Below are 16449 nucleotides of genomic sequence, written 5' to 3'. Positions count from 1 at the left end.
CACAGGGCGCTGCTTTTTTATGCCGCGACAAACAAACTCAACGCACGCGCATGCCCGGCTGCGCGCCGGGGAAGGGTTCGAGCACGTAAATGCCAGGCTGGCTGCCCTCATCGGCGTGGCTGGCGGCCAGCACCATGCCTTCGGAGAGGCCGAACTTCATCTTGCGCGGCGCCAGGTTGGCGACCATGACAGTGAGCTTGCCCACCAGCTGCTCGGGCTGGTACATGCTGGCAATGCCGCTGAAGACGTTACGGGTCTTGGGTTGGCCGTGCTCGTCCTGCTCACCCACGTCCAGTGTCAGCTGCAGCAGCTTGGTTGAACCTTCGACGGCGCTGCACTGCAGGATTTTGGCGATGCGCAGGTCGATCTTGACGAAGTCGTCGATGGTGATGGTCTGGGCCAGCGGCTCGCCGCCGGGGGCTTGGGGATCGAAGGCCGGGGCAGCTTTTTTCTTGGCCTCCTTTTTCGTCTCGGCAGGCGCAGCGGCGGGCGCGGCGGGGGCCTCGAACAAGGCTTCGAGCTGTTTTTCGTCCACGCGCTGGATCAGGTGCTTGAAGCCGGCGATGACCTGGCCCGCGCCCAGCGGCGTTTGCACATCGGCAAAGCTGAAGGGGGGCACCTGCAAAAAGCCCTCGACCTGGGCCGCCAGCGCGGGCAGCACGGGCTTGAGGTAGATGGTGAGGATGCGGAAGGCCTCGATGCAGGTGGTGCAGACATCGTGCAGGCGCTCGCTCTGGGCCGGGTCCTTGGCCAGCTCCCAAGGCTTGTTGGCGTCCACGTATTCGTTGACGCGGTCGGCCAGCAGCATGATCTCGCGCAGCGCGCGGGCAGTGTCGCGGCGCTCGAAGGCATCGGCAATGTCATCGGCCTTGGCGCGCAGGGTTTGCAGCAGCGCATGGCCATCGCCCGTGGGCAGGCCCAGGCGGCCATCGAAGCGCTTGGCGATAAAACCTGCGGCGCGGCTGGCGATGTTGACGTACTTGCCCACCAGGTCGGCGTTGACGCGGGCCATGAAGTCCTCGGCGTTGAAGTCGATGTCCTCATTGCGGCCGTTGAGCTTGGCGGCCAGGTAGTAGCGCAGCCATTCGGGGTTCATGCCCAGCTTGAGGTACTTGAGCGGGTCCAGCCCGGTGCCACGGCTCTTGCTCATCTTCTGGCCGTTGTTGACGGTGAGAAAGCCATGCACGGCAATCTGGTCGGGCGTCTTGCGGCCAGAGAAATGCAGCATCGCGGGCCAGAACAGGGTGTGGAAGGTGACGATGTCCTTGCCGATGAAGTGCACCTGCTCCAACTGCGGGTTGGCCATGTAGGCCTCATAGTCCTCGCCGCGCTGCGCCAGCAGGCTCTTGAGCGCAGCCAGATAGCCCACCGGCGCATCCAGCCAGACGTAGAAGTACTTGCCCGGCGCATCGGGAATTTCGATGCCGAAGTACGGCGCATCGCGGCTGATGTCCCAATCGCCCAGGCCCTCGCTGGTGCTGCCGTCCGGGTTGGTGCGCACAGTGAACCATTCCTTGACCTTGTTGGCCACCTCCGGCTGCACATGCTGGCCGTTTTGCGTCCACTCCTGCAGGAAGCCCACGCAGCGCGCGTCCGAAAGCGTGAAGAAGAAATGCTCGGACTCCTTGAGCACCGGCTTGGCGCCCGAGAGCGCCGAATACGGCGCAATCAACTCAGTGGGCGCGTACACGCTGCCGCAGACCTCGCAGTTGTCGCCGTACTGATCCTGAGCATGGCAGCGGGGGCACTCGCCCTTGATGTAGCGGTCGGGCAGGAACATGCCCTGCTGCGGGTCAAAGAATTGCTCGATGGTGCGCGTGGCAATCAGCCCGGCCTGTCTCAGATCGCGGTAGATCTGTTGCGCCAGCTCGGTGTTCTCCGGGCTGTGGGTTGAATGCCAGTGGTCATGGCTGATGTAAAAACCATCCAGATACTGCTTGCGGCCGGCAGCAATGGCGGCCACGAACTGCTCGGGCGTCTGTCCCGCCTTCTGCGCCGCGATCATGATGGGCGCGCCGTGGGCATCGTCAGCGCCCACAAAATCCACCCGGTGGCCCTGCATGCGCTGAAAGCGCACCCAGATGTCGGCCTGGATGTATTCCATGATGTGGCCGATGTGGAAAGTGCCGTTCGCATACGGCAAGGCAGTGGTGACGAAAATGGTGCGTGGCTTCATAGATTCATTCGGGGCGCAGGCCGTGCCTGGCAAAACAAGCGCGCCCATCAAGCAAGGCCTGCATGAATCGCAAGGCTCACTGGCCGCTGGATTCATGCAGACCTTGCACAGGCTCTGAGGGCGCGGCGATTTTATGGCCTGTTGCCGCGCCATGCCCTGGCGCTATGCAGCCACTAAGGGGCAAAGCCCGCTGGCGGGTGAACAAGCCCTAGAATCTGGCGCACCCCATAAGCAAAATTCATGCCGCAATGAGCAAGACCCTGTTCCTCCCCTTGGCCACCGCCAGCGTCGTGCTGTTGGCTCTGGCCTTGCCCCAGCCTCAAGCGCACGCGCTGGCCAGCGACCGCGCCCAGCCCATGAACATCGAAGCCGATTCGTTGCGCCACGACGAGGCCAAGCAGACCACGGTGTTCACCGGCCGCGTGGTCGTCACCAAAGGCAGCATCGTGCTGCGCGGCGACTCGCTCAATGTGCTGCAGCGTGCTGATGGCAGCCAGCTGGGCACAGTGCAGGCAGGCGGCGGGCGGCGCGCCTTCTTCAGCCAGCAGCGCGACACCCCCAAAGGCGCCCCGAAGGAAACGGTGGAGGCCGAGGCCACGCGCATCGAGTACGACAGCAAGGCCGACCGGGTGCGGCTGCTGGGCCGGGCGCAGCTGCGCCGTTACCAGGGCGGGCAGCTCAACGATGAGATCAGCGGCGGCGAGATCGTCTACCACAATGGCAGCGGTCAGTTCAGCGTCGATGGCGCAGCGCGCGGCGGCAGCAGCAGCGGCTCGGCGCCTGCCGGCCAGGGCGGTCGCGTGCGCGCCGTGATCGGCGCCAGCACCACGGGCCAGGCCGGCAGCGGCAGCGACCGTGGCAGCCGTGGCGCCAAGGCCCCGGCCACGCCGCTGGCGCCCAGCAGCGAGCTGCAACAGACCGCCCCTTGAACCCACAGCCATGACGCAAGCAACACAAGGCCCGCACGGGCCAGACACGCCAGCAGCAGCCGCTGCCCCAGCCATCGGCCTGGTGGCGCGCCACTTGCAGAAAAGCTATGGCGGGCGCAAGGTGGTCAAGGACGTTTCGCTCGATGTGGGTCCGGGCGAGGTCGTAGGCCTGCTCGGGCCCAACGGCGCGGGCAAGACCACTTCGTTTTACATGATCGTCGGCCTGGTGCGCAGCGACGGCGGCGAAATCCTCATCGACGGCCATGACGTCACCGACATGCCCATCCACAAGCGCTCGCGCCTGGGTCTGTCCTATCTGCCGCAGGAGGCCTCGATCTTTCGCCGCCTGACGGTGCAGGAGAACGTGCAGGCCGTGCTGGAGCTGCAGTTCGACGCCCAGGGCAAGCCGCTTAGCAAGGCCGAGGTGCAGCAGCGCCTGCAGCAACTGCTGGAGGAGTTGCGCGTCGATCATCTGCGCAGCGCGCCGGCGCTGTCGCTCTCGGGCGGTGAGCGCCGCCGCGTCGAGATCGCCCGGGCGCTGGCCACGCAGCCGCGCTTCATCCTGCTGGACGAGCCCTTTGCCGGCGTGGATCCGATCGCGGTGATGGAGATTCAGCGCAGCATCGCCTTTCTCAAGGAGCGCGGCATCGGCGTGCTCATCACCGACCACAATGTGCGCGAGACCCTGGGCATTTGCGACCGCGCCTGCATCATCAGCGAAGGCGCCGTGCTGGCGCACGGCCCGGCGCAGGACATCATCGAAAACCCGGACGTGCGCCGCGTCTACCTGGGCGAGAACTTCCGCATGTGAGGCGCGGCCATGAAGCTGGGCGTTTCCCTCAAGACCTCGCAAAACCTGGCGCTGACGCCACAGTTGCAGCAAGCGATCCGGCTGCTGCAGCTGTCCACGCTGGAGATGCAGCAAGAGGTCGAGCACATGCTGGAGGAAAACCCCTTCCTGGAGCTGCAGGAAGGCGACGGCGACGCCAGCCTGGATACCCCGCCCGCAGACGGCAGCGCGCCAGAGCTGGGGCGCGATGGCCCCACCAGCCCCGGCGGCGACCACGTCGGCAGCCATGACGGCGCTGCCGAAGAGAGCGATGGCGAGAGCGACGCCACCGGCCAGGCCCAGGGCAGCGAGGAGCGCGAGTTCGAGGCCGTGCCCGAGGACTGGAGCGGCGATGGCTCCATGGACATTTCCCCAAACGATGGCGAATGGGGCAGCGATGCGCCCGCACCCGGCGCAGCAGGCGCGAGTGACGAGGTGGACGCGGCAGACATCAACAGCGCGCACATTTCGCTGGCCGACTTCCTGCACCAGCAGGCCGGCGAGTTCTTCCTCGACGCCGTGGACCGCTGCGCGCTGGACTTTCTGATCGAATCGCTCAACGAGGACGGCTACCTGGAGGACACGCTCGAAGACCTGGCCCTGCCGCTGGCGCGCAGCCTGGAGGACGTGGACGAGCTGCTGCACCACTTCCAGCTGGCGCTGAACCTGCTGCACACCATGGAGCCCGCCGGCGTGGGCGCGCGCGACCTGGCCGAATGCCTGCAACTGCAGCTGCGCGCGCTGCAGCGCGACGAGCACTGCGACTGCGAACCCGCGCTGCTGGCCCTGGCGCAGCAGCTGTGCCAGCAGCCACTGGAGCTGCTGGCCAAGCGCGACGTGCGCCAGCTCTGCCAGCTCACCCAGGCCGAGCCCGAGCAGGTGCGCAACGCGCTGCTGCTGATCGCCCGGCTCGAGCCCAAGCCCGGCAGGCGCTTTGCCGACGTGGAGCGCAATGCCATCGTGCCCGACGTGCTGGTGCACGCCGCACAGACCGGCCAGCAGCGCGGCGCGCCAAGCGGCGACTTCGTGGTGCGCATCAACCCCGACGTCATGCCGCGCCTGCGCGTGCACGAGGTCTATGCCCAGGCACTGCGCGGCAGCAGCAGCCACGCCGAGCTGCAGCAGCGCGTGCAGGAGGCGCGCTGGTTCATCAAGAACATCCAGCAGCGCTTTGACACCATCCTGCGCGTATCCAAGGCCATCGTCGCGCGCCAGCACGACTTCTTCGTGCATGGCCCCACCGCCATGCGGCCGCTGGTGTTGCGCGACATCGCGCAGGAGCTGGGCATGCACGAATCGACCATCTCGCGCGTGACCACGGCCAAGTACATGGCCACGCCGCAAGGCACTTTCGAGCTCAAATACTTCTTCGGCTCTGGACTGGAGACCGACAGCGGCGCCAGCGCCTCCAGCACCGCCGTGCGCGCGCTGATCAAGCAATGGATCAGTGCCGAAGACCCCAGCCAGCCGCTTTCGGACAGCCAAATCGCCAACCTGCTCAAGGAGCAGGGCATCGAATGCGCGCGCCGCACCGTGGCCAAATACCGCGAGGCGCTGCGCATCGCCCCCGCCAATCTGCGCAAAAGCCTGTGACCACCGCCTCCCGCCCCCCATCGCCCCGCCCTGCACCTGCGCCTGCATCCACTCCCGCGCCCGCTGCTGCGCGCCAGGCTGCGCAGCCCGTGCCCTATTTGTTCCTGCCCTGCGCCGCGCACACCGAGGCGCTGCTGGGCGCCGAGGTGCAGCGCATCACCGGCCTGCCCGAGGCAGCGCTGACGCTGCAGCGCGCCGGCCTGGCCATCCACCCCAGCGCCGACAGCCAGCAGCTGCTGGCCCTGGCCATGCAGCTGAACCTGCACAGCCGCATCGCGCAGCGCGTGCTCATCGTGCTGGCGCAAGGCCCCTACCAGCGCGAGGACGATCTCTATGCCCTGGCCGCCCAGGTGCCCTGGGAGCAATGGTTCACGCCCGGGCAGACCTTCAAGATCGAGGCCACGGCCCAGCGCAGCCCGCTCAAAAGCCTGAACTTCGCCGCGCTGCGCATCAAGGATGCCGTGGCCGATCGCTTTCGCGCCCGGCAGGGCCAGCGCCCCAGCGTGGACACCCAGCGCCCGCAGGTGCGCATCCACCTGCACCTGGATGCTCAAACCCAGCAGCTGGCCATCGACACCAGCGGCGCGCCGCTGTTCAAGCGCGGCTGGCGCGAAGACAAGGGCGATGCGCCGCTGAAGGAGACCCTGGCTGCCAGCATGATCGCCGCCACTGGCTGGCAACCGCTGTCGGACGCCCCGCTGCCGCTGTACGACCCCTGCTGCGGCAGCGGCACCATCGCCATCGAGGCCGCGCAAATGGCCTGCAACATCGCCCCGGGCCTGCAGCGCCGCTTTGCCTTCGAGCACTTGCTGCCGCACCAGCCGCAGCACTGGCAACAGCTGCGCGAGCAGGCCCTGGCGCAGCGCCGCGCGCCGGCCGCGCCCGTCTTTGGCAGCGACATCGCACACCGCATGGTCGATTTCGCGCGCCGCAATGCCGAGCGCGCCGGCGTGGCCCAGGCCGTGCAATTGCGCGGCGGCGACCTGTTGCAGCGCCTGCCGCCCTGCGCGCAGCCGGGCATCCTGCTGCTCAACCCGCCCTACGGCACGCGCATCGACGCCGCCGGCAGCGCCGGGCGTAACCTGCAGGCGCGCAAGCAAGTGGGCTTTTCAGCGCGTGAATTCAGCAGCGACGACGACGGCGCAGCCTTCTTCGCCCAGCTGGCTGCGCACTGGAAAAGCCACTACGGCGGCTGGACGGCCTGGCTGCTCAGCCCGGACATGAAGCTGCCGGGCAAGCTGCGCCTGAAGGAGTCGCGCCGCGTGCCCATGTGGAACGGCCCCATCGACTGCCGGCTGTTTCGCTTTGACCTGCAAGCGCGCCGGTCATAGCGTGCGCTCTCAGCGCAAGCGCCCGGTGCGCAGGTCGCACTGCATGGCCTGGCCGGACTGGAAGTCGGCGATGCGCATGCCCGAGTCGGGATGGGTGGACAGCCAATCCCAAGCTGCGCCCGACTTGCGGCCAGCCTGGCCCTGCCCCTGTGATGTGGGCATGGGGGTTTCGGTCACGGCGGCAAACAGCTTGGCCAGCGGGCGCGTGTCCATCTTCTGGTGGCGCATCAGCGCCATGGAAAAGCAGTCGGCCTCGCGCTCGTGTGCGCGGCTGTAGGCCAGCGTGGTCAGGCTGGTGCTGGCCAGCGCCACCCAGCCGGAGACGTCGCTGAGCGCCATGCTCAGCACGGCATTGAGCACGGTCTGCTCGATCAGCGCGCGGCTGGAGTGGCGGTGCACGATGTGGCCGATTTCGTGCGCCAGCACGCCCAGCAGCGCGTCATCGCCCAGCTTGTGCTTGTCGGCCAGGGCCACCATGCCATCGGTGAGCACCATCACGCCGCCGGGAAAGGCCAGCGCATTGGCGCCGATGAGCTCGCTGGCGCGAAACTCCAGCCGCCACATCGGCTGGTAGCTGCGGTAGCGGCGCAATGGCTCGGGGATGTCGGCCAGCATGGCCTCAAAGCGCTGGCGCAGCGCCAGCTGGCGCGCGGCCGGCAGGCCGCTGGGCCTGAACACCTTGCCATCGAGCTGGGCCAACGCTTGCTGGCTGATCTCCAACTCCCAGCCAATGGGCACGAAGCGCGCCAGCTGCGTGGCCACCATCGGCGTGCCATAGCGAAAGAGCAGCACCAGCAGCAGCACGCTGGCGGCGGTAAAGCCCAGCAGCAGCTTCCAGCCCAGTTGCAGGCGCTCGGCCACTTTGCGCTTGCCGCCTGCGCGGTTGTAGGCCTCGTGCCATTGCGCGGCGCTTTGCACCTCCAGCGTGCCGTGCTCGCCCAGGGCCACGGTCAGGCGGTTTTGCGCCGCGCCGCGGCCATAGGTTTGCGGCCATTGCACCTGGCGGTGCGCCAGGCACAGGCCATCGCCGGCTGCATCCAGAGGCTCGATCACCAGCTGCGGGCCACCAGCGGCCGGCTCGATCATGACCAGCACGCGCCGGCCGCGGCTGCTCAGGCCGTCATACCACAAGGCCTTGAGGGCGCGGCCAGGCTGTGCAGCCGGGGCAGGGGCGGTGGCGCGATGGGCGGGCATGAGAGCTCAGGAGATGATGTCAAAACCGGCAAAGTCGGCAACGGCATCGGCCAGCGCGCCGCCTTCCTGCTGAATCACCAGCAGGCTCTTGATCTGCGAGACGCCGCCACGGATGTAGACGGTGGTGGAGTTCCACTTGGCGCGGTATTCGCGCACCCGGGCAAAGGGCCGGTAAAAGCCCAGCGTGAGCAGCGTCAGCAGCCAGTTCTGCATGCGCAGCCAGACGAAGCCCGGCACGCTCAAAGCGCAACGAAAGCGCGCGATGTCGCTGATGCCGGTGCGGTTCCACACCAACCGGTGCTGGGCCGCCTCGCGGTAGGCCAGCGCGGCCTGTAGGCCCGTCAGCAGCGCGATCAAGCCGCCCAAAAAGGCCAGCAGCACTTGCTGCATGGATGGAATCCAGTCCTCCAGCCGCTCTTGATCGAATTGCTCGCAGGCCTGCGGCAGCGCGCTGCCTGGCTGCTGCCCGCCTTGCTGTGGCGATGCCGGCGCTCGGGACGATTGCGCCTGCTCAGCCTGGCGCTGCATGTGCTGCAAAAACTCCTGCCACTCCTGCTCAGACACGCCCTCGGGCCGCTCCATATCGCGCAAGTCCTCATAGGTTTGCTGTTGTTGCAGCTGCACGGCGCACTGGTAGGCCTGCACCAGCCCGCTTTGCACGAGCACGTAGCCCACACCGCCGACCATCACCGCCAGGCCCACCAGGCCAATCAGCGTGCTGGCCAGCCAGATCTTGACGAAATCCCAGTAGCTGGCGCGGAACACGCCGCCTTCGATGCCCAGGTAGCTGCGCTGCACCAGCAAGCGCTGGTAGTTGAACAGCACGCGCACCACACACAGCCAGCTCACCAGCAGCGCCAGCGCAATCAGCACCCAGCTGCCAGGACTCAGGCCCAGCCAGGTCGTGGGGCGGGTTTCCTCCAGCAGGCTGGGCGAGGTGAAGGTGGCGATCATGTCCAGCCCGACGTAGGCGAAAAACCAGCTGGCGGCCATCAAAAACACCGGCCAGCTGGCCCAGTAAATCTCCTTCCAGTTCGTGCCAAAGCGCAGGCGCAAGCCCCGCCAGCGCGTGGCCGTGACACGAAAGCGCTTGGCGCTGCCCCACAGAAAGGGGATGGCCACGGCTGCGCTGGTCAGCGCCAGGCCCACCAGCAGCAGGTTGTCGTGGCTGATGGCCCAGTCAAAGAGCTTGTACAGCCCCAGGAAGATGAAAAAGCCAATCACCATGCGCTTGATGCTGGCGTGAAACTCCAGCGGGCTGCGCGCGATCACGCTGTGGCTGAAGAAGTATTCGGCCGTGCGCTTGCGCGCCCAGGGCGTGTAGATGCCCAGCGTCAGGATCAGCAGCAGCACATTGACGAACCAGACGCGGAAGTACTGCGCGCCCGTGCCGGTGAACTTCAGGGGGTAAGCCTTGACGGGAATCTTGGATTTGTCGGCCCTGGGCGCAGCCGGGCGCGCGGCCCTGGGTCGCAGCGGCGGCGCAGCACCATCTGGCGGTTGCAAGGGCGCGCTGGCGGGCTCCTCATGCAGGCGCGATTGCGCCACCAGCTCCCATTGCTGCGAATCCGCACTCGATGGCGAGTCCACGCTCGAATCGCTGGCGCGCGAATCGGCATCGTCGGGCATCCCAGCTGCCCCGCTGCTGTGCACATCGTCCTGGCTCATGCGCTTTCCCCCCTCATATAAGAGCCTGCCCCCCCAAAAAATCCTCGCGCCGCGCTCATCCCCAGAATCGGGCCTCTGCTGCGCCCACGAAACTTGCCAATAGCGCGCTGTTGGCCGCGCTTTGCGCCTTGCAGGCATCCCGACCTGAGCGAGCGCCATTCGCAGCGAATGGGGGGGTAGGCTCTCAGGCGCAATATCGAAAGGATGCAAGTGTAACGTTTTGTCTAAAGATCCCCGAACATGCCAGGAACATGCGGTTTTGTCGGCACAACATGGGCGTCTGGATCAAGGCAAGGGATTTGCAGGGCTTGCCCAGCAGGCGCAGAATCGCGGCTTTGCCGCCCGCCCTTTTGCCCTCTTGCCAACCGTGAAATTCCGTGCCTACTGGCGCCGTGCCCGCCCGCTGTCGGGCCGCACCCGCACTGCGCGCAACAACCTGTGGCTGAGCCTGGTGCTGGCCTTTGTGGCCGGCGCGGCCAATGCCGGCGGCTTTCTGGCCGTGCAGCAGTACACCTCACACATGACGGGCATCGTGGCGCACATGGCCGACTCCATCGCGCTGGGGGCCTACCATGCGGTGTTTGCCGGCCTGGGCGGGCTGCTGTCCTTCATCATGGGCTCGGCCTGCACCGCAGTCATGATCGGCTATGCCCGACGCCACCGGCTTGAGAGCGAATACGCCATGCCGCTGCTGCTGGAAGCTGCGCTGCTGATGCTCTTTGGCGCGCTGGGCGCACGTCTGCAAGCCCTGCCCTCGCTGCTGTTCATCCCAATGACGGTGGTGCTGCTGTGCTTCATCATGGGGCTGCAAAACGCCGTGGTCTCGCAACTGGGCGGCGCGCAGATCCGCACCACGCACGTCACCGGCATCGTCACCGACATTGGCATTGAGCTGGGCCGCCTGCTGTACTGGAACCGCACTGACCTGGGCGATGAGCAACGCAAGGTGCGCGCCAACCGACGCCACCTGGCCATGCTCGGCGCGCTGCTGCTGTGCTTCTTCGTCGGCGGCGTGGTGGGCGCTGTGGCCTTCAACACCATTGGCTATGTGTTCACGGCCGCGCTGGCCTTGATTCTGGTGACCCTGGCCACCGCGCCGGTGCTGCTGGATTTGCGCATTGCCTGGCGGCGCTGGCGCAGCGTGCGCCGCCGCCGCCGCAGCGCCCCCACTGAAGGAAAAACAAGCCCCAAGGGTTGTTGAGATTTGGTTTGCGAAGCGGTTGTTCGCGGCAAAAGTCGCAAATGCAAGGAAAAAACGCGCGCAAGGCCTGGACGCCTTGCAAGCGTTTTCCAACGCAGCAGCTGCAGGTTTTGACCGAAAACACCGCCGCAGCACTCAGCCTCAACAATCCCTAGGCTGCTGGGTTCGCTCAGGCCTTGCCTGGGGCGTTGCAGCACAGGGCCGCTACAATCGCCCAGCCCATGCCATGCCGCCATCGCGGCAGCGCCCGGCAAGGCGCTGCGGCACAGCGCGCCACACACCGGGCGGGGGGGCTTGTTCCAACCTTGCTTGGCCGCTGCTTGCGTGCGCCATGCCTGCGCCATTTTCTATGCACACCACTGACCTGCTTCGCCTTTGCAGCGCGGCAGCGCTTGCGGCCTTGCTCGCAGCCTGCTCCAGCACCTCGTCCGATCGCTCCGCCAACTGGTCCCCCGACCGGATCTACACCGAGGCGCGCAGCGAGATGAATGCCTCGAACTTCGAGAAGGCCGTGCCGCTGCTGGAGCGCCTGGAAGGGCGTGCAGCGGGCACTACGCTGGCGCAGCAGGCGCAAATCGACAAGGCCTACGCCCAATACCGCAATGGCGACAAGGCCGAGGCCATCGCCACGCTCGATCGCTTCCTGCAGCTGCACCCGACCAGCCCGGCAGCCGATTACGCGCTCTATCTCAAAGGCATCGTCAACTTCAACGACAACCTCGGGCTGTTTTCCTGGCTGCACCGCCAGGATTTGTCCGAGCGCGACCAGCGCGCGGCCAAGGAGTCCTTCGAGGCCTTCAAGGAACTGGTCGAGCGCTACCCCGAGTCGCGCTATGCACGCGACGCCCGCCAGCGCATGGTCTATATCGTCAATGCGCTGGCCTCCTACGAGGTGCATGTGGCGCGCTACTACTACTCGCGCGGCGCCTACGTGGCCGCCGTCAACCGCGCCCAGCTGGCCATTCAGGACTACCAGGACGCCCCGGCGCTGGCCGAGGCGCTGCAGATTCTGGAGCGCTCCTACGACAAACTGGGCATGACCGAGCTGCGCGACGACACGCGCCGCGTGATCGAAAGCTCCTTCCCGCAAGGACTGCCCGGCGCGCAACCGGCGCAGCCCAAATCCTGGTGGCGCTTCTGGCGCTGACCCGCTGAGCCGCTGACCACTACGAAAGGGCGCTGTCATGACACCTCTGCAATCGGCTTGCCGCACCTTGTTGTTGAGCGCCGCCCTGGGCCTGGGCGCTGGCGCGCCGGCCTGGTCTTATTGGATGAGCAGCGATGGCGGCATGAGCCTGTCCATCGGCGCGGGCAATTACCTGCTCAGCAGCCAGGTGCTCAAGAACAGCTCCGGCGGCGGCAAAAAGGCCCAGGCCTCGCGCAAGGCCGCGCCCAAGCCCAGCGCCTACCGCTACCGCTACGCCCCAGCCGTCAGCCAGCAGGTGCGCGCAGAGTTCGTGCAAGGCATGCGCCAGCGCATCGAACAATCCAGCGCGGGCGATGCCACCAGCCTGGCCATCGTCAACGCGCTGGCCGATTACGACGGCATTGCCTCCGTGCGCGAGCAATTCAAGCGCATGGGCCACGACCCCGACAGCGTGGCCACGGCCATGGCCTTCTGGCTGCTGGGCAATTACCGCATCGTGCATGGCATCGACACGGCCCAGATCGAAACCGCCGGCCTGCTCAAGCAGCTGCAAAGCGTGCTCAGCAGCGACCAGGGCATGCTCAAGCAAAGCGATGCCGACAAGCAGCGCATGGCCGAGCTGCTGCTGTGGACGGCCATCGTGCAGCAAATCGCCTACAACCAGGCCGATGAAAAGAAAGACGCCAGCGCCAAGGCCCAGGCTGCCAGCCAGGCGCGCGCCAGCCTGCAGCGCGTGGGCTTTGACGTCGATGCGCTGCAGCTGGACTCCAGCGGCTTGCGCCTGCGCTGACGCCCTGCCCACCGCCGCCATCAACGGCCCCCCAAGCGCCATCAGGACTGCATGATGGCGTAGCCGTGCAGGCGCTCGTGCTCGGCCAGCGCAAAACGGTCGGTCATGCCGGCGATGAAATCGGCCACGCTGCGCGCCGCGCCTGCATCGCTGCCGGCCTGCTGGGCGCGGGCGGCAAACTCCGGCGGCATGCGCTCGGGCGCGGCCAGGTAGTGTTGGAACAAATCGGTGATGACCTGCTGGGCGCGCTCGGTGGTCTGCTGCACCTGCGGGTGGCGGTACAGGTGCTGAAACAGCGCCTGCTTGAGCTGCACGGCCTGGCGCTGCATGGCCTGACTGAAGCGCAGCAGCGGCGGCAGCAGGCGCACGGCATCGGCGCTGGCTGGCCGGTGCTGGGCCAGGTGTGCGCTGGTGGTGTCGATGACGTCGTAGATCTGCGCGCTGAGCATGCGGCGGATGGTCTCGTACAACCAGCGTCGGGGCTGCTGGCGCAGCGCCGGGAACTCATCGGCGGCCTGGGCGTGGTGCTGGGCAAACAGCGCCACGTCCTGCAGTTGCTCGGCATGCAACAGGCCCGAGCGAATGCCGTCGTCGATGTCGTGCGCGTTGTAGGCGATGGAGTCGGCCAGGTTGCACAGCTGCGCCTCCAGGCTGGGGCTGGGCCACTGCGCGTCCAGAAAGCGCCGCGCAATGCCGCCAGGCTCGCGCGCCTCGATGGCGCGGGCATTGCGCGCCGAGCAGTGCTTGAGGATGCCCTCGCGGGTTTCAAAGCACAGGTTCAAGCCGTCAAACTGCGGATAGCGCTGCTCCAGCACATCGACCACGCGCAGGCTTTGCAGGTTGTGCTCGAAGCCGCCGAAATCACGCATGCAGGCGTGCAGCGCATCCTGCCCGGCATGGCCAAAGGGCGTGTGGCCCAGATCGTGCGCCAGCGCAATGGCTTCCACCAAATCTTCATCCAGCCCCAGCGGCCGGGCGATGGAGCGCGCCACCTGCGCCACCTCCAGCGAATGCGTCAGCCGCGTGCGGAACATATCGCCCTCGTGGTTGAGAAACACCTGCGTCTTGTAAACCAGGCGGCGAAAGGCCGAGGAATGCACGATGCGGTCGCGGTCACGCTGGAAATCGCTGCGCGTGGGCGCAGCGGCTTCGGCCACGCGCCGCCCGCGCGTGTGCGCAGGCTGGCTGGCATAAGGCGCGTGGCGGGCGCTGGCGGGGGCGGGGCTCATGGGCGGGTGGTTTCTGCAGGGCATCACAAAGGGGTTGTTCGGCAACGGACGGCAACAACAGGCGGGCAACAACAGGCGGCAACAGGCGCGCGGCGCATTGTGCCGTCTATCATGCGCTGCTGCGGCCACAGCGCCGCGTCTGAGAGCCGTGCAGGAGATGAACGACATGCGCATGCCCACCGCCGAGCCATTCGAGCGCTACTGGATCGTCAACCCACACACCGTGGCCGAGGCCAATCTGCGCATGGGCGCTGCCTTGCTCATGGTCATGGGCGGGGGCATCGGCGTGTTCTCGCTGCTCAAGATCGGCGGCTGGTTCAGCCTGCTGGCCCTGCCCTTTGCGGCCCTGGCGCTGCTGGCCGCGCTGGTCTGGGGGCGGCTGTTTGCCTTTGCCTTTTTGCACCCCCAGCGCCGCATGGCGCAGATCGACCAGCATGGCCTGCGCCTGGTGGTGGACCACAGCGCGCTGGCCGGCTTCTGGCCCCGCCAGGAACTGGGCCCGCCCATGCCCTGGCCGCAACTTCAGGCCGTCTACGCTTACCAAACGCAGCGCATGGGCGAGCACGGCATGCTGTACTTCAGCCACCTGGCCGTGGTGTTCAAGGATGGCCAGACCCGGCGCTTTGACACCGACGTGCTGGGCCAGCACGCCGTCAGCGAAGACATTGCCGCCGCGGCCCAGGCCGTGCTGGCCGGCCAGCGCCCGGCTGCCGCGCCGGATGTGGCGCTGCGCATCCGGCCGCTGGGCTGGCTGGTGGCGACGCTCGGCCCGCTGTGCGCGCTGCTGCCAACCAGCCTGCTGGTCTTGCAGGAGGAGCTGAAGCCCATCTTGGGGCCCCACTTCGAGCGCACCATCGACTACTCCATGCTGCTGCTGCTCCTGATGCTGTGCGCCCGTCTGGCGCCATCCTGGCAGGCGCAGCAAGTGGAGTTGCCTGCCCCGCCCTCACGCGCGTAATGGCGCTTGGCAAGAAAAGCCAAACGCCCATCCGCTGCGCTGCCATTGCACGCCGTCCAGACAGCGCCTTGACGCAAAGGCTCCAAAGCCTGGGGCCGCCTTTCAAGTCAGGCTGGTATCGACCACGCGCTTTTGCAGCGCCAGGTATTCCTGCGACTGCATTTCGTTCAGGCGCGAGACGGTGCGCGGGAATTCATGCGCCAGCGGGCCTTGCAGGTACAGCTGCTCGGGCGCAACAGCGGCCGAGACCATCAGCTTGACGCTGCGGTCGTAGAGCACGTCCACCAGCCAGGTGAAGCGCCGCGCCTCCGAGGCCAGGTTGACCGACATCTGCGGGATGTCCGACACCAGCACGGTGTGGAACTGGTTGGCGATTTCCAGATAGTCGTTCTGCGAGCGCGGGCCGCCGCACAGTTGCTTGAAGTCGAACCAGATCACGCCGCCGGCGCGGCGCTTGGCCGGGATGCTGCGCGACTCGATGCGCATCAGCGGCTCCTCATCGGCGCTTTCGGCCAGTTGCTCGAAGGCTGCGGCCATGGCGGCGTCGGCCTCGGGGCCGTTGGGGCAGTGGTAGAGCTGCACGTGCTGCAGCGTGCGGCGGCGGTAGTCCGTGCCGTTGTCCACGTTGACCACCTCCATGCGCTCGTTGAGCAGGGCGATGGCCGGCAGAATCCGGTCGCGGTGCAAACCGTTGGGGTAGAGCTCATCGGGCCTGAAGTTGGAGGTGGTGACAAAGCCCACGCCGTTGTCGAACAGCGCCAGCAGCAGCTTGTAGAGAATCATCGCGTCCGTGATGTCGGCCACGTGGAACTCATCAAAGCAGATCAGCTTGTAGCGCTTGGCAATGCGCGCGCCCAGCACGTCCAGCGGATTTTGCGTGCCCTGCAGGGCGTGCAGCTCGCGGTGCACCTCGCGCATGAACTCATGAAAATGCAGCCGCACCTTGCGCTGGATGGGCACCTGCTGAAAGAAGCATTCCATCAAAAAGCTCTTGCCGCGCCCCACGCCACCGTACATGTACACGCCCTGCGGGATCTCAGGGCGGTTGAGCAGCTTCTTGAAGCGGTTCGAGCGCTTGCTCTTGTAGGCCGCCCATTCCTCGGCGCAGCGCTGCAGCGCCTCCACCGCGCGCAGCTGCGCTGGGTCGGCCTGATAACCCTTTTCCGCCAAACTGGCCTGATAGGCCTCTCGCACATTCATGCCTGTGTCACCTTCTGTTGTTGCGCCACGCCCTGCGGCCAAGCGGGCGATTGTCCCATAGCCCCGGCGCGCAGCCGCGCACGGCCCTGAGCCAGCCAGCGGCGACAATAGCCGCCTTGGACATACCGCCACCCACCTCCCGTCGTCACACTGCCGCCGCCCGCCCCATGCCCAGCCAAGACCCCTTCAGCCCCTGGCACGCCG

The 16449-nt window shown here is 66.8% G+C and carries 13 protein-coding genes; 8 read left to right on the top strand and 5 right to left on the bottom strand.

Features of this window, described 5'->3' with window-relative positions; translation table 11 throughout:
- Nucleotides 1–37: 37 nt before the first annotated feature.
- Nucleotides 38–2176 carry a methionine--tRNA ligase gene (gene metG / locus CLI93_RS04995; protein ID WP_095542458.1) on the bottom strand — a complete coding sequence of 713 codons (2139 nt, stop codon included), beginning with the start codon at nucleotides 2174–2176 and terminating at the stop codon, nucleotides 38–40.
- 248 nt (nucleotides 2177–2424) lie between these two features.
- On the opposite strand from metG, the gene lptA reads away from it, so the two are divergent.
- The 4 genes from lptA (at nucleotide 2425) to CLI93_RS04975 (ending at nucleotide 6858) form a co-directional block, all read left to right on the top strand.
- The gene (gene lptA / locus CLI93_RS04990; RefSeq protein WP_095542459.1) at nucleotides 2425–3105 is read left to right on the top strand and encodes a lipopolysaccharide transport periplasmic protein LptA; all 681 of its coding nucleotides are present in this window, start codon (nucleotides 2425–2427) and stop codon (nucleotides 3103–3105) included.
- Between the two features lie 10 nt (nucleotides 3106–3115).
- Nucleotides 3116–3916, top strand: a complete 801-nt coding sequence (lptB, locus tag CLI93_RS04985; protein WP_095542460.1) for an LPS export ABC transporter ATP-binding protein — start codon at nucleotides 3116–3118, stop codon at nucleotides 3914–3916.
- Nucleotides 3917–3925: 9 nt separating this feature from the next.
- On the top strand, nucleotides 3926–5527 hold the full coding sequence (rpoN, locus tag CLI93_RS04980) for an RNA polymerase factor sigma-54 (RefSeq protein WP_095542461.1): 1602 nt from the start codon (nucleotides 3926–3928) through the stop codon (nucleotides 5525–5527).
- 89 nt (nucleotides 5528–5616) lie between these two features.
- On the top strand, nucleotides 5617–6858 hold the full coding sequence (locus CLI93_RS04975; protein WP_238946616.1) for a THUMP domain-containing class I SAM-dependent RNA methyltransferase: 1242 nt from the start codon (nucleotides 5617–5619) through the stop codon (nucleotides 6856–6858).
- A 9-nt stretch (nucleotides 6859–6867) separates the two neighbouring features.
- On the opposite strand, the gene CLI93_RS04970 is transcribed toward CLI93_RS04975, so the two are convergent.
- A complete protein-coding gene (locus CLI93_RS04970; RefSeq protein ID WP_095995711.1) occupies nucleotides 6868–8052 on the bottom strand; it encodes a M48 family metallopeptidase in 1185 nt (394 codons plus the stop codon).
- Between the two features lie 6 nt (nucleotides 8053–8058).
- Nucleotides 8059–9720, bottom strand: a complete 1662-nt coding sequence (locus CLI93_RS04965) for a YjgN family protein (protein WP_172424275.1) — start codon at nucleotides 9718–9720, stop codon at nucleotides 8059–8061.
- 367 nt (nucleotides 9721–10087) lie between these two features.
- Here CLI93_RS04965 and CLI93_RS04960 point away from each other — a divergent pair, with 367 nt between their 5' ends.
- The 3 genes from CLI93_RS04960 (at nucleotide 10088) to CLI93_RS04950 (ending at nucleotide 12858) form a co-directional block, all read left to right on the top strand.
- A complete protein-coding gene (locus CLI93_RS04960; protein WP_095542510.1) occupies nucleotides 10088–10921 on the top strand; it encodes a YoaK family protein in 834 nt (277 codons plus the stop codon).
- A 349-nt stretch (nucleotides 10922–11270) separates the two neighbouring features.
- Nucleotides 11271–12068, top strand: coding sequence for an outer membrane protein assembly factor BamD (locus tag CLI93_RS04955; RefSeq protein WP_095542465.1), 798 nt, complete (start codon nucleotides 11271–11273; stop codon nucleotides 12066–12068).
- Between the two features lie 37 nt (nucleotides 12069–12105).
- A complete protein-coding gene (locus CLI93_RS04950; protein WP_143326402.1) occupies nucleotides 12106–12858 on the top strand; it encodes a DUF6683 family protein in 753 nt (250 codons plus the stop codon).
- Nucleotides 12859–12899: 41 nt separating this feature from the next.
- On the opposite strand, the gene CLI93_RS04945 is transcribed toward CLI93_RS04950, so the two are convergent.
- Nucleotides 12900–14087: a deoxyguanosinetriphosphate triphosphohydrolase gene (locus CLI93_RS04945; RefSeq protein WP_095542467.1), complete on the bottom strand. Its 1188-nt coding sequence runs from the start codon at nucleotides 14085–14087 to the stop codon at nucleotides 12900–12902.
- A gap of 166 nt (nucleotides 14088–14253) precedes the next feature.
- On the opposite strand from CLI93_RS04945, the gene CLI93_RS04940 reads away from it, so the two are divergent.
- Nucleotides 14254–15045 carry a hypothetical protein gene (locus CLI93_RS04940; protein WP_143326403.1) on the top strand — a complete coding sequence of 264 codons (792 nt, stop codon included), beginning with the start codon at nucleotides 14254–14256 and terminating at the stop codon, nucleotides 15043–15045.
- Nucleotides 15046–15147: 102 nt separating this feature from the next.
- Here the strand turns inward: CLI93_RS04940 and zapE are convergent, their stop codons facing one another.
- A complete protein-coding gene (gene zapE / locus CLI93_RS04935; protein WP_095542469.1) occupies nucleotides 15148–16245 on the bottom strand; it encodes a cell division protein ZapE in 1098 nt (365 codons plus the stop codon).
- Nucleotides 16246–16449: the final 204 nt, after the last annotated feature.

Source organism: Vandammella animalimorsus (assembly GCF_002288875.1).
Lineage (GTDB): Bacteria > Pseudomonadota > Gammaproteobacteria > Burkholderiales > Burkholderiaceae_C > Lampropedia > Lampropedia animalimorsus.
This window is presented reverse-complemented; position numbering and strand designations above follow the sequence as displayed.